General features: G+C 54.8%; 10 protein-coding genes and 2 riboswitches. Of the genes, 2 read left to right on the plus strand and 8 right to left on the minus strand.

Annotated elements, in window-relative coordinates; genetic code table 11:
* Positions 1-233 precede the first annotated feature (233 nt).
* The 8 genes from BUA65_RS05870 to BUA65_RS05905 form a co-directional block, all read right to left on the minus strand.
* A complete protein-coding gene (locus BUA65_RS05870; RefSeq protein ID WP_084062098.1) occupies positions 234-857 on the minus strand; it encodes an ECF transporter S component in 624 nt (207 codons plus the stop codon).
* Entirely contained in the window at positions 824-2,569 is a 1,746-nt protein-coding gene (locus BUA65_RS05875) for an ABC transporter ATP-binding protein (RefSeq protein WP_072867990.1), read from the minus strand. Before BUA65_RS05875 ends, BUA65_RS05870 begins: the two co-directional genes overlap by 34 nt.
* Positions 2,542-3,471, minus strand: a complete 930-nt coding sequence (locus BUA65_RS05880; protein WP_072867991.1) for an energy-coupling factor transporter transmembrane component T — start codon at positions 3,469-3,471, stop codon at positions 2,542-2,544. Before BUA65_RS05880 ends, BUA65_RS05875 begins: the two co-directional genes overlap by 28 nt.
* A gap of 12 nt (positions 3,472-3,483) precedes the next feature.
* Positions 3,484-4,215: a DUF4430 domain-containing protein gene (locus BUA65_RS05885; RefSeq protein ID WP_072867993.1), complete on the minus strand. Its 732-nt coding sequence runs from the start codon at positions 4,213-4,215 to the stop codon at positions 3,484-3,486.
* Positions 4,216-4,472: 257 nt separating this feature from the next.
* A complete protein-coding gene (locus BUA65_RS05890) occupies positions 4,473-7,289 on the minus strand; it encodes an S-layer homology domain-containing protein (RefSeq protein WP_072867995.1) in 2,817 nt (938 codons plus the stop codon).
* A 162-nt stretch (positions 7,290-7,451) separates the two neighbouring features.
* On the minus strand, positions 7,452-9,068 hold the full coding sequence (locus tag BUA65_RS05895) for an S-layer homology domain-containing protein (RefSeq protein WP_072867997.1): 1,617 nt from the start codon (positions 9,066-9,068) through the stop codon (positions 7,452-7,454).
* Between the two features lie 254 nt (positions 9,069-9,322).
* Positions 9,323-9,600, minus strand: a riboswitch (cobalamin riboswitch).
* A 160-nt stretch (positions 9,601-9,760) separates the two neighbouring features.
* A riboswitch (cobalamin riboswitch) is annotated at positions 9,761-10,042 on the minus strand.
* Between the two features lie 189 nt (positions 10,043-10,231).
* Positions 10,232-10,663, minus strand: coding sequence for a type II toxin-antitoxin system VapC family toxin (locus BUA65_RS05900; RefSeq protein ID WP_072867999.1), 432 nt, complete (start codon positions 10,661-10,663; stop codon positions 10,232-10,234).
* Entirely contained in the window at positions 10,657-10,908 is a 252-nt protein-coding gene (locus tag BUA65_RS05905) for an AbrB/MazE/SpoVT family DNA-binding domain-containing protein (protein WP_084062100.1), read from the minus strand. Before BUA65_RS05905 ends, BUA65_RS05900 begins: the two co-directional genes overlap by 7 nt.
* 173 nt (positions 10,909-11,081) lie before the next feature.
* Between BUA65_RS05905 and BUA65_RS05910 the strand changes: the two genes are divergently transcribed.
* Positions 11,082-12,809, plus strand: coding sequence for a sensor histidine kinase (locus tag BUA65_RS05910; protein WP_114281465.1), 1,728 nt, complete (start codon positions 11,082-11,084; stop codon positions 12,807-12,809).
* Complete coding sequence (locus BUA65_RS05915; protein WP_072868001.1) at positions 12,784-13,557, plus strand: LytR/AlgR family response regulator transcription factor; 774 nt, start codon at positions 12,784-12,786, stop codon at positions 13,555-13,557. The genes BUA65_RS05910 and BUA65_RS05915 overlap by 26 nt, the downstream gene beginning before the upstream one ends.
* The last annotated feature ends 124 nt before the right edge of the window (positions 13,558-13,681 follow it).

Below are 13,681 nucleotides of genomic sequence, written 5' to 3' on the forward strand. Positions count from 1 at the left end.
TCTCTAAAACATGTAAATATTTAGCAAATCCGTTATAACAAGGATGCACTGTCCGGAGCGAATGACGCAGGCACACGCCGGTAACAGCACCCGGCAACCCAGCACTCACCGGCAAAGATGCTCATTCTAAGCCTGCTATGGCAAGATAGTAAGTGCAGGCCTTTCCAGTATAACTTTTTCAGTGAGTGCTGGGCGGCTCAGCTCTCAAGGATGCATGCGGATTCTTCTCCTTATCACCTTTCCAGATATTGTACATCCATCTTCTTATGGAAATATTGCAGAATCTTCAAGGTCTGGTGCCCCAGGGCGGCACAGAAGAATAGATTGCCGATAGCCCGCAGGGAATCGAAGCTAAAACCCGCCGCCCAGGTGAGCAGATAGGTCTGCCAGGTCAGGGGGCGCATAAAGACGGTCCACTGCCAGACATCCATGATGGCCCCGTAAAGGTAGCCCCAGAGGAAACAGACTGCGGTCAGGGTTTTGTTTCCCGCCTGTGGGAACAGGGCTTTGACCACCGCTCCGAAAACACCCACCAGCCCCCAGCAGAGCATCTGCCAGGGCGTCCAGGATCCCTGTCCCATAAAGAAGTTGGAAATCAAAGGGGTCATGGCCCCTGTAAAGAAGCCGACCCGCGCACCATAGACAAATCCCGTTATTTCCACCAAAAACATGGTGGGCTGCAGAAATAAAAGACCCACTCCCGTCACCGCCCGGCCAGCCGCACAGAGGGCGGCCAGCACGGCAATAACCGATACCTGCCGGGAATCCAGCGCTCCTTTTTTCTCCATGGCGGACAAAAGCAATAAAACGGCAAGAATGCCGGTCAATGTGGTGTACAGCCCCCAGTTAGTCCCCATATGGCCTTCTCTCCCGTGTTTGTAATTAATACGGCCGGTTTAGCAACTAGAAGCGGCCCAAGCTGTTCCTGGGCTTCGGCAAAGGTGAGCACTCCATCGCAAATGCCCCGGCACAACTTGCTGATCTGCGGAGAATAAAATACAGATCTCCCCAACACCGCGTGCTTTTCCCCGGCAGCGACAATCCTTCCCGCAAACATCATCACCACTCTTCCGGCAAACTCGGCCGCAAACTCCACATCGTGGGTTACCACGACAACTGTTTTGCCCTTTGCGGCCTCTTCCCGAAGAAATTGTCCCAGTTCCGACTTTAAGCCCAAATCAATCCCCCTGGTGGGTTCATCTAAAATGATCAAACCGGGGTCGGTAACCAGAATAGAAGCTAAAGCCACCCTTTGCCTTTCCCCGCTGCTCAGGTCCCGGGGATTTCGCTGGCGGTAGCGCTCCAGTTGCAGTCTGTGAAGGATTTCATCCACCTGCCCCCGGTCTTTCAAGCCGAAATTATGCATGGTAAAAAGCAGCTCATCTTCTACCGTCTCCTGGAAGAGATAGTCGTTAGGGTTCTGGGATAAATAGGCGGTAAACTTTCTGATCTCTTTAAATCCATTACGTCCCGGTTCTCTCCCATGTACATAAACCCTGCCCCGGCCCGGCCTGAGCAAACCCACCATGATCTTGAGCAGGGTCGATTTACCGGCGCCGTTTTCCCCCAGGATGGCTACAAATTCTCCTTCTTTTATATCAAGGCTTATATCTTTTAAAACCTCCCGACCGCCCGGATAACCAAACCATACATTTTTCAAGCTGATAATGCTATTTTTCTCATGCTCTTTTGCAGTGGAATTATGGTTAGTGCGGGGAACATCTGGTTTCGTAACGGGTATATTTCCTTTTAGGTAAGACTGTAAGAGTTCCCGACCTTCCTTTACCGTCACGGGTACAACCGGCGAGTTGAGGCAGGCAAAGAACCTGGCCACAGGCGGCACAAAAGGAAGTCCCCTTCTGACTGCTTCCCGGGCTCCCTCAGCGGCACTGCCGTGGCAGATAATTTCGCCCCCGGCCATGAGCAGCACCCGGTCTGCTAAATGAAAACATCTTTCCAGCCTCTGCTCAACCATGATCACCGTAAAGCCCATTTCTTCATTAAGCCTTTTCACCACATTCAGGATTTCTTCCGCCGAGACGGGGTCCAGTTGAGAGGTGGGTTCGTCAAGAATAAGCACACGGGGCTGCATGGCCAGCACGGAGGCCAGCGCCAGCTTCTGTTTCTGACCGCCTGAGAGATCGGCCGTAAAGGCATCCTGAACCGGGGATAGATTCATGAAACTGACCACTTCGGCAACCCGGCGCGACATCTCGTCAGGTGGTAACCCCAGGTTTTCCAGGCCAAAGGCTATTTCCGCCTCCACACAGCTCTGCACAATTTGTTTTTCCGGATCCTGAAAGACCATGCCCACTTCCCGGGCCAGTTTGCGGCGGTCCAGCACCCGGAGCTCCCTACCCCTGAAGAAAACCTTACCCCCAATGCGGCCCCCGTAAAAATCAGGGATCAGGCCTGCCAGCACCCTGGCCAGGGTGGATTTGCCCGAGCCGGAACCGCCGGTAACAAGAAGAAACTCTCCTTCCCGGATTTCCAGGCTAATATTTTTCAGGGCGGGCTTTTCCGTTCCGGGATAGTAATAGGTCAGATTTTCGACTTTAAAAAGCGGCAATGCTTCCACCCCTCGCTCAATAGAAGCGGCACAGACAGGTAAAACAACACAATAAACAGGACCACCAGAGTCGCGCCGTCTTTAATAAGAAAGTCCGCCTCCGGATAAAAGGTATAGCGGCCGTAGCCGTAACGCAACCCCCATACTGCCGCCAGCAGAGCCAGCAGGCTGCCGCCGAGACAGAAGAGATCCCGGGGCCTGATCATATTCCGGCTATAAACGGAACGTTTCCCGCTGCCGAACGCCCTGGCCTGCATGGACTCGGCAATTTCCATGGCCCCTTCCAGGGAGGATAAAAGCAATACGTTATATAAACCGGAGTATTTCTTTGCCCGCTGCCACAGGCTGCCCGTGTCAAAGTCGACGCCCCGCAGCTGCTGTACTTCCCTGATCCTCTGCAGGTCCCTCACCATGGTGGGAAACAGGCGTGTGGCCAGTGTTATCACCAGGACTGATTTACCGGCCACTCCGGAAAAAAGATTCAATACCCTGTCCGGATTGATCATCAGGTTATATAGGCAAAAAATGCTGATGATGACCAGAAGCCTCAAGCTGGAAGCCGCGCCGAAGTAGACGGCCTCCATGGATATGTCCAGCTTCCCCAGAAAAGGTACTGCCGGGCCATGCCAGATGATGGTTTTACCGGCCCGGATCACCAGGGGGTTGACCATCATCACCACCAGCATTAAAAAGACCCCTGCTTTTAAAAATCCCTCCCAGGCATCCAGGCCGTCCACTTCCCTGATCAGGAGGGCAAGCAGGAGAAAGAGCGCCAGCAGATAGAGGGGATGATCATAGATCAGGCTCAGGATGAGGAGCACCAGAAGATAAACCAGGACCGTAGCCGGGTGAAAGCTCTGCAGGAAAAGCCCCTTTTCCCGGTAAAAAAGCCTGTCAAACATCCCGGCACCCCTTTACTTCTTGCTTACCAGGTCTTCCCACCGGGGAGGTGGCTGGTCCATGCTCCTGCTGTACCACCAGATCACTTTATCCCCCGTTTTTACCGGGTGCTTGCTGGCCATGTGCATGGGCACCTCGCCGTTTACCGAATACATCCATCCGGCCATACCGCTGCAGGCCTGGCCGCCAATGGAATCCACAAAATCGGGCCAGGCCGGTTTCATGGCGTAGAGAAGACCGGTGGCATCCAGGGCGCCCAGGGCGGTGACCCCCCACTTGTTGTCCGGTTTAACCGTCACCTGTGCCGGCCGGAAAAGAAACTCATCATTTTTCCCGATGACGGCCACCCAGACCTCGCACCCGGCTTGATCTTCCGGTGCAGCAGAAGTACTTTCATCCGGCCCGCCAGAAGCCGTACTCTGCCGGGAAGTAGCGGTAGACTGCTTGTTCTGGCTGCCACCCGCCGCCCCGGCTTTTTCTTTGGCCGCAGGTGACGGACTTGGTGTCGATTCGCCGGAGGGTCGGGTTGCACTTATTCCGGCAGAAGGTTGACCGGAACCGGCGGCGGACTGGCTCTGCGCAAGAGCATTTTCCTGTTCGGTTGCACTGTAGTTAGTTGTCTGGCTGCTCTGGGCCTGCCGGTATTGCTGCTGAGAGCTAAAAACTTTATGCATGTAAAGGGCTGGTCCCAGCACACCGGCCAAAATCACCAGCAAACCAATAAGATAAATGAGTTTGCGCTTCATGGAATCACCCCATGCAAACAAAAGTAAAGCATTTCACGCTGTAGTGCCTGCGGGAGCGGAACGGCACCCGCTCCCGCACAAGGGCGGCACGCGGCCGGCAGCATGCTCCTGATTCACCCGGCACCTTAAAAGGTACTGTTGCCAAATCACCCGGGCGGCAGTCGTCCTCCGTCGCTCCTGGGCTCCGGAACGACCACCGCCCGTTCTTCCATGCCCTAATTCCAGCTAAATGCAGAATGGAGGTTTTATCTTTCCTGTTACTTGTTTTGAGCAGGCGGCTGTAACTTTTGCCACACCCGGTACAGTACCACAGTAGCTTCTGCCCGGGTGGTCTGACCTGCAGGGATGAACCGGACCAGCGCCCGGCCCCTCATGACCTGCTCCCGTACCACCAGGGCTACAGAGTTTCGCGCCCAGGGAGAAATAGAGGCAGCATCTTCAAAGCCGGCCAGTATTCTGGCCGCACCGGCCTCATCAATACTCATATCCTGTCCTTTCTGGGCCATTAACCGCACCATCATGGCTGCCATTTGCTCCCGGGTGATGGGCTCATTGGGTGCAAAACTGTGTTCGCCGACTCCCCGCACCAATCCTGCTTTCGCCGCCGCACCCACCATGCCGCAGTACCAGGCGTTTTGCGGCACATCATTGAAGCGTTTTGCCCCGTCCGGTTCGGCCGTCAGGCCGGCCATACGGGCCAGAATGGTGGCAAACTCGGCACGGGTGACGGTAGCTTCCGGCGCAAACTTGTTGTCGCCCACACCGGCAACGTACCCTTTCGTGGCCATAAATTCGATCTCCTTCTGCGCCCAGTGCCCGGCAATGTCAGCAAAGGTTTTTAATTCGGGCGGGGCGGAGGTTTCCATCAAGGCGTACTTGCTGAAATGATCGGCTTTAAAAGTCAAGCCACCTGCCGCCGGGTCATAGGTTCCACCCACTTCCTCCCAGGTCTTTTTACTTTCATCATAGCGATAGGCCTTCACCCGGCCGCCCGCCGCCGCTTCCCTGGCTTCAGCGGGTACCGGCAGCAGCACCCGGCAGTCGGGAAGCTGTGCGATCTTCTGCACAGTGCCGTCTTTCTTCACCGCCAGCACGTCCAGTTCGTAGACATCGCCCACCAGTTTTAGTTTGTCGGCAACAGGCTTGGCCAGATCCTGGGCTTCGGTGCTGCTCAACTTCTGGACTTTAACCTGCAACTGCGCCGCATCGGCAACCTTCAACTCCGGCACTTTCAGGCTGTCCACGGAGAGCACAAACTGTACGCCCTGAACGGTAACGGCCAGGGGTTTGTTGACACCGGTTATTTTAGCCAGTTGATCCACCGTCAGGGCCAGAACAGTTTGATTATCTTCTGCCTGCAGAACGACCCGACCGGCAGAACCGGCATCCTCGATGGCCGCCTTTAAGGTGGAATCGCTTACCGGTGCGGGCAGGTTGGCTGCCTGATTGCTTCCCCCGGAAGCCTGCTTCACCAGGTCGTCCCATTTGGGGGGCTGCTGGTCCATGCTCTTACTGTAGTACCAGATGATCTTGTCGCCCTCTTTAATGTTGTACTTTTCCGGGCCAAAGGAGGGAACCTGCCCGTTCACCGTATACATCCAGCCGGCCATCCCGCTATTGGCCTGCCCGGCAATTTCATCTACCAGAATGCCCCAGGACCACGTGGAGGTATGGTAGGGAACGCCCGAGGCATCCAGGGCGCCCAGGGCGGTGAGGCCCCATTTGTTTTCTTTCGGTACCATTACGTAGGAGGGACCGTAGAGCAATTCTCCGTTCAGGCCCACTACGGCCATCCCGACCGTTACCGCGGTAGCGGTCCCGCCGCCTCCAGCCGCAGACTGCACGGTCAGGGTGGCCGCCGCCGTCAGGCCGTTGTATACGGCCTTCACCACCGTCTGGCCGGCCTTTATCGCTTTAACCAGACCATAAACACTGTCATCGACGCTGGCAATGCTGCTGTCGGCCACGGACCAGGTGGCCCATTGCGTTACGTCAGACTGGCCGTAGGCGTCCTGCCAGACTGCCCGGAACTGTTGTTGGGCGCCTATATTCAAAGTGTTGCTTGGAGGGTCAAGGTAAAGACGCCAGACGGTAGGCTGTATGCCCAGTGAATTACAGGCACTGAGCACCCAGATGGCATCCATGGCGTTCTTTGAGGTGCCGAAACTACCATCCGGATTGAGGACATTATTCATCAGATAATCAACGGCCGTTTTTCCGTCACTGGTCTTCCAATCAGCTGGATCCCTTTCCAGCGCCTTTAAGGTCACAACCACTTCAGCGGTGTCAATGGCCGGGTCGTCCCAGCCGGCTACAAAACTACCGTCAGCCTTTTGCTGGTTCCTCATCCAGTTAAGGCCGTTATTAATGGCCGCCTGCACCCTGGCATCCTGCCCGCCGGGATCGAGATAATGCAGAGCCCTTACCGCCTGGGCCGTGGCCATGAAGTCGGCAAAATAGTTTGTGTTGCCCTTGTCATCCGTCCAGCTCCCGCCCCAGCTCCCATATACCTCTTCGTTGACGGTAAGTTGCTGGCTTAAAATGTATTCCTTAGCGTATACCAACTTAACAACACTCATCAACCCCGCCCGGCCCAGCAGGTCAAAGGCCGGCAGGTTGCTGAAAAGGCTGTAAGCTCCCGTATCAAAGCCGTTCTCAGTCTGCCTGTTTTTCAAGATCTCCACAAGCTGATCGGCCAGATCGCTTCGCCCCAGCGCCTGCATGGCCAGAAGGTCCTGGGCCAGGATCTTGGCCGGAACATTATCTGGCTGTGAAATATCGTTATAAACAGCGTTTATAACCGCATCATTTAGATTTTCACCATTATACACCCAGGAAGCAACATCAACACCGGCCTGCTTTAAGACATAAAGAGCATAGGAACCCACCCCATACTCCGAATTATTGATTCCCTTCTGGATGTATTCATTGTACAGAAACTGCACGGCATTGTTGGCCGGTGAGCCGGATACCCCGCTGGCGCCGGCATTTACCGCCGGTGTCAGCAGGGTTGCGGCCATGACCAGAACCAGTAACAAACTCAGCTTTTTAACCGTCCTTTTATGGTGATACAACGCCCTGACCCCCTTACGATGTTTTTACTCTGAAAACAGACTTTTCCACTTTCTTCCACTACTGTACCTTCTTTAGGCAGCATGACCGCCTCATGTAACACCGCCCGATTTAACCCGGCAGATTGTCCCTTCTTTACCCTCCCGGGCCTTTTCGATACCTCCTTACAGCACATCAGCCAGGCGCAAAAGCATGGCGGCCGCTTCGGCCCTGGTGACCTTTTTCTCGGCCCGGAAAGTCCGGTCGGGATAACCACCGGCAACCCCCTTGGCGTAAGCCACCCCCACGGCCTCTTTCGCCCAGGCCGGAATCCTGTCCGCATCGGCGAAATCCAGCTCTTTCGGCGCCACCTCCCCGCATTTCTTTTCAATAATCCGGGCCATAACGGCGGCCAGTTCGGCACGGCTTACCGGTTCCTCCCCTTTAAAAATAAGGGTGCCGTCCGGTTGCGGGTAGCCGGAAATGAGCCCTTCCCTCAATGCCACGGCCACGGCCTCATGGGCCCATTGGGGAACATTCCGGCTATCTTTAAACTTCCGGTCGAACACAAGCAGGTCTTGCCGGGAAGCCGCCGCCGGCTTTAGCAGGCGCACCATCATGGAGGCTATTTCATAGCGGGTCACCTGCTCTTCGGGTTTAAAAATACCGCCTGGATAACCCGATGCAACCTGCATTTGAACCAGCCGGTAGATGGCCCCTTCCGCCCAGTGGCCTTTCAAATCCGTAAAACTGGCCACCATACCGGGTTGCGCTTGACGGCCGGATTCATCCTGAGATCCAGGTTGTGGCTGTGTTGGCTGGCTTTTCGCCTTCGCTTCCAGCGCCAGGCACGCCCAGAGCACCCAGGTGGCATCCATGGCGTTTCCCGACGTACCGAAGCTCCCATCGGCATTCAATGACTTATTCATCAGATAATCAACGGCACTCTTCCCCGTGCCGCTTTTCCAGACCGCCGGGTCCATACCCAGGGTCTTCAGGGTCACAATTACTTCCGCAGTATCGATCACCGGGTCGTCCATACCGGCCACAAAGCTACCGTCTGCCTTCTGCTGTCTTTGCATCCAGGCCAGGCCGTTTTTAATGGCCTCCTGCACCTGGGGATCTTTCTTTTCCGGATCCAGGTAGTGCAGCACCCTCACCGCCTGGGCCGTGGCCATGAAATCGGCGTAATATGCATTACCATCCAGTGACCCCCAGCTTCCGTACTGGGCATTTTGTGCCTTGACATACTGTTTTTCCAGGATGTAATTCCTGGCCAGGCCGGTGTTTATCTGATCCATTAACCCGGCCCTGCTTAAAAGATCAAAGGAAGGCATGTTGCTGTAGATGCTTAACGGCCCGGTGTCTTCAAATCCTTCGTCTGTCTGCCTGTTCTTCAAGACCTGCAGCAACCGGCCGGCCAGCTCCTTTTCTCCCAGCGCCTGCATGGCCACCAGATCCTGAGCAAGCTGCTTCGCCCGCACTTCACCTGCTTTATCCAGATCATCCCTGACCGCCTTCAGCACTGCCTCCCGGTAAGTCACTCCCTGGTGCACCCAGGCTCCGGCACCAACACCGGCCTGGCTTAGCACATAAAAGGCATACGAGCCCACACCCACATCCGAGTTAATCAACCCGTTTTTTAAATAGTCACGATGCAGGAATTGCACTGCCTTATCCGCCAGGGGTGAAACTGCCGCTTCCACCCGGCCCGGTACCCCAAGCGGCACCAGCAGACCGAGGAATAAACAGACCGTTGCAACCAGGGCTGTTAACCGCCCGGCAAAGTGATGGGTTTTCACTAAAAACTCCCTCCCCTGTTTTCTAATTTATTTAAACCAACCGGCTAATTTTAAAAAGTAGCCCGGCCTGACTTAAAGCCGGATATATATTTACTCCTGAAAGGAGAATGGGTTAACGATATATAAAGGCTTGTTACTTGTGCATATCCAGGCCTCGCCGTAAAAAAATCCCCCATCTACCCAGATGGAGGATTAGCCCTCGCAGCAAAATCATGCCACGACAAATTAAACCACCCCCCGTCCGCGCAGGTTGGTTTGGTCATTCAGAACGGGCAGGTCTCCTGGCTCGGGTTCACCGGAGCTCCACGTCTTCCCATCCAGCACTCACCGATGAACCGTAACATCCAGTGGCACGCTTGACAAATAGTGAAAATATAGCTTAAGGTTTTATCAATATTATCGGTGAGTGCTGGACAGTGACTTGCTGTGGAGTCCCTCCCCCTCACAGTGGCGGGACCGCGCCGGATTTGCACCGGCTTCCCTTTTCACTTTCACCCCTCGGGGTGAAGGCACCCGTTCCGGTATGAAATTGTCCTCAGGCAGCAGGATATTAAACCATTTGCTGCCACTTAATCACTAAAACGAATAACCCCGGCCTGTCAGAGACCGGGGCTTGTTTACACTGGCTGTAGCCCACCGTAAAAAGATGGTAAGACTACCACCGGCACAAGCCCCTGTTCCCTGGGAGGCTTTCCGTGCCGCGCGCCCGGGCAGGTCTCCTGACTCATGGGTCATCGCATGCTTTCCGCCTTCCCAGCCCAGCACTCACCAGTGTATTGGTTAAACAACCATGCTGTTACCATTCACTGTTGAACAGAGTACTCTTAAATGTAACAGCCAATCAGTGAGTGCTGGGCCAGTGGCCCTGTGGAAAGCCGCTACCCATTCACAGTGGCCCCACCGTCCAGGATTTTCACCTGGTTCCCTTTTACCCCCGCCTGATTGGCAGGGGAACCCGGACACGGCTACTAGTTAAATCCTTTTACATGAAACAGTAACACATTTCTGATAAGTTGTCCATAGTAAACTTCCCAATAAAAAACCATTTTTCGTTATGAGGTAGTTTAACCAACCAACTGGCCTGGTTGAATAAAATGTGGTCTTTCAACTGGGCCAGGTTTAAGCTATTCCAGCGGTAAGCTCATGGGGATCATCACCAACGATTATTTGTCTACAGTTAAATTGCTGCCCACCCAGATAACCGGCACGTCAAGCTCTTTGGCAACCGTCTGAATTTCAGGATCACCGGTGAGCACCGGCGCTTTAAGTTCCCGGGCCAGTTCCAGAACGAAAGAGTCGGCATAAGAAAGGCCTCTTCTGGCTTTAATGCGGGCTGCTTCTTTTACCCTCGGCCAGGGAACCTCCACAATGTTGATCGATTCTTCCAGTAAGATGTTCCGTAATACTTCTTCTGCCACCCGCTCACCTTTTTTGCGTAAAAGAATATAGTAAAGTTCCCCAAGGTTAATCACGCTAAAATAAACTGTTGTCTGCTCATCCGAAATAGCTGCGGCTACCGTATCCGCCCCTTCTTCATCCTCAATGAGAGCTAGTATGGCATATGTGTCCAGAACAACTGTCTTTCTGTCTACCATTCTTCCCGCTCCCTGTCCAGCCATCGTTCCCGGAGGAGAATGTCCGTCAATTTTTCCTGCCCTTTAGTCCTGTATTTACCCCGCAGGGCAAGGAGAGGGTTACGGGGAATGGGCCGGAGCAGTATAGCACCCTCCACTTCTTCAATGGCCAGCTTATCTCCTTTTTTTAAACCATAACGATTGCGTAAAGCAACGGGGAGCACTATCTGACCTTTTTCCGAAAGGGTTACTTTTATCACGGTCATCTTACCTCCTGAACACATCTTACCCAACATTATTATATGACCACCAGATCGCCCTGTAAAGCTTTTAGCTGCATACACCCCATAACTTCCAGCCCCGCCTGTACCGGTGAGTGAACCTGTGGTATACTAATTGTCGGACAGGTCGACTAAACAGTTAGAAAGGGTGATCTACCGTGACCTGGTCCTTAGCCCTTACCCTGGCGTACAGATTGAGCATGGTGGCCACAGCGGCCTTTATTCTTTCCCGCATGCCCGCCCTGGGGCGTATTTTATCCCGGCAGCTCACCCCCCGGGACAAGCTGCTGTTGACTCTGGCCCTGGGTGGTATGGGCATTGTGGGTACTTATGCCGCCGTGCCCATCCACGGCGCCCTGGCCAACTCCCGGGTGGTGGGGGTAATGGTGGCCGGTTTGCTGGGCGGTCCCCTGGTGGGGGCCGGAGCGGGCCTGATCGCCGGTGTACACCGCTACCTGCTGGGTGGTTTCACTGCCTTTTCCTGCGCCCTAGCTGCCGTGGCCGAAGGCGCCCTGGGCGGGCTGGTGCAGCACTATTACCGCCGCGGCCCCATTTCCTGGCATGTAGCTTTACTGGCCGGGCTGGCGGGAGAAACATTGCAAATGGCCATTATCCTGGCCACCGCCCGTCCTTTCAGCGAGGCCTGGGCACTGGTGCAGATCATCGGCCCGCCCATGATTGTAGTCAATTCCATTGGGGTGGCCATTTTCATGGTCATTGTCAAAACCGCCGCCGAACAGCGGGAACGCATCGCCGCCTGCCAGGCACAGCAGGCGCTGCGCATAGCCACCCAAACCCTGCCCTTCTTACGGCACGGGTTGAACCGGGAGTCGGCGGAGCAGACGGCCCGGATTATTTATAATTCCGTCAAGCTGGCCGCCGTGGCCATCACCAACGCGCGGGAAATCCTGGCCCATGTAGGTATGGGCAGCGATCACCACCACCCGGGGAATCCCATTTTGACCAGTGCCACCCTGCAGGCACTGGCTACCGGAGAAGTGCAGCTTGCTCAAACCAAAGGGGAAATCGGGTGCCAGGAAAAACGGTGCCGTCTGGGCTCAGCGGTGGTGGTCCCGTTGAAGCGGCGGGACTTAACCATTGGTACATTGAAGCTTTATCACGACCGAGAGAACAGCATCACCCCGGTGGACCTGGAGCTAGCCCGGGGTCTGGCCCACCTATTTTCCACCCAACTGGAACTGGCGGAGCTGGAATACCAGGCCCGGTTACGTTCCCAGGCAGAGCTTAAAGCCCTGCAGGCCCAGGTGCACCCCCACTTCCTGTTTAACGCCTTAAATACCATTGTCTCCCTGGTACGTACCAGGCCGGAAAAGGCCCGGGAACTGTTGATCAAACTGGCCAGCTTCTTCCGGTACAGTTTGCGAAAGGATGATGCTCCCATTCCCCTGGCGGAAGAACTGGCCCATGTGGAGGCCTACCTGGCCATCGAGGGAACACGCTTCGGCAACAAGCTACAGGTAGTCCAGCTTGTAGATCCCGCAGCTTTAACCTGCCCCGTTCCCGCCTTTACCCTGCAGCCGGTGGTAGAAAATGCCATCAAACACGGCCTGCAACCCAAGAGGGAGGGCGGAAGGGTGAAAATCATAGCTAAAGATCAGCCTGAAGAAGTGATAGTCACCATAGAAGATAATGGTGTGGGTATTTTCCCGGAAGAACTGGATAAAATCCTCCTGCCCGGCTACGGGCGCGGCCACGGGCTGGGATTATCCATTGTCAACGAACGTTTGAAGGGCCTGTACGGGCCGGAATATGCGCTTCAGGTGCACAGCATACCCGGCCAGGGTACCAGAGTAGTCTTGCGCTTTCCTAAAGAAACCAGCTCCCAGGGGGTGAAGGAAGATGCCCTTTACAGCTGTTGTGGTTGACGACGAACCCCTGGCCAGGGACGAGCTAAAATACCTGTTGTCGGCCTACCCGGAATGCCGGGTGGTCGGTGAAGCCGAGGATGCCCAGGAAGCATTGAAACTAGTACAGGAATTACAACCCGATGTGGTGTTCCTTGACATCCAGATGCGTGGAATGTCCGGATGTGAAGCCGCCCGGCAAATGCTTTCCTTCCCCCGCCCGCCCCTGGTGGTCTTCGCCACTGCTTATAACGAATACGCCGTTAGAGCCTTTGAATTGGGAGCAGTGGACTACCTTTTGAAGCCCTTTGAGGATAAAAGGCTGGCCAAGACCATCAAACGCATTGAAGAACTGCGTAAGCGCTCCGAGGACTGGGCGGAAGCTGTGGAACGGGTGGCCGGGCTGCTGCAAACAAAAAGACACCAGGTTAAGAAATTGCCTGTGGAAAAAAACGGGGAAATCAGGCTCCTGGATTACCAGGATATTATCTTCGGCCGGGCAAAAGATGGCAGCGTACAGATCGTTACCGCCAGTGATACCTGCATCTACACCGGTAGCATGACCGAACTGGAAGCACGGTTAAACAGTGAAGGTTTCCTCCGGGTACACAAGAGTTTTCTGGTGAACCTGAACCAGGTTCAGGGGGTGTTGCCCTGGTTCAAAGGGACTTACTGGCTGGTGATGGGTGACCCTAAAAAGACTCAAATCCCGGTCAGCAAGAGCCAGGTGAAGGAAGTGAAATCTATACTGGGATTGGGAGCTTCGTAAAAAGCGACCCCACGGAAAGTGGGGTTTTTTCTGTTGATGGGCCTATATTTCCGATCAACACCTCTTTTGTTCCGTTGATTAAGCTGTTGTTACCTGTTTCACCGGAAGAGTTTATAATGTAAAC

The organism is Desulfofundulus thermosubterraneus DSM 16057 (assembly GCF_900142025.1).
In the GTDB taxonomy this organism is placed as follows: domain Bacteria; phylum Bacillota; class Desulfotomaculia; order Desulfotomaculales; family Desulfovirgulaceae; genus Desulfofundulus; species Desulfofundulus thermosubterraneus.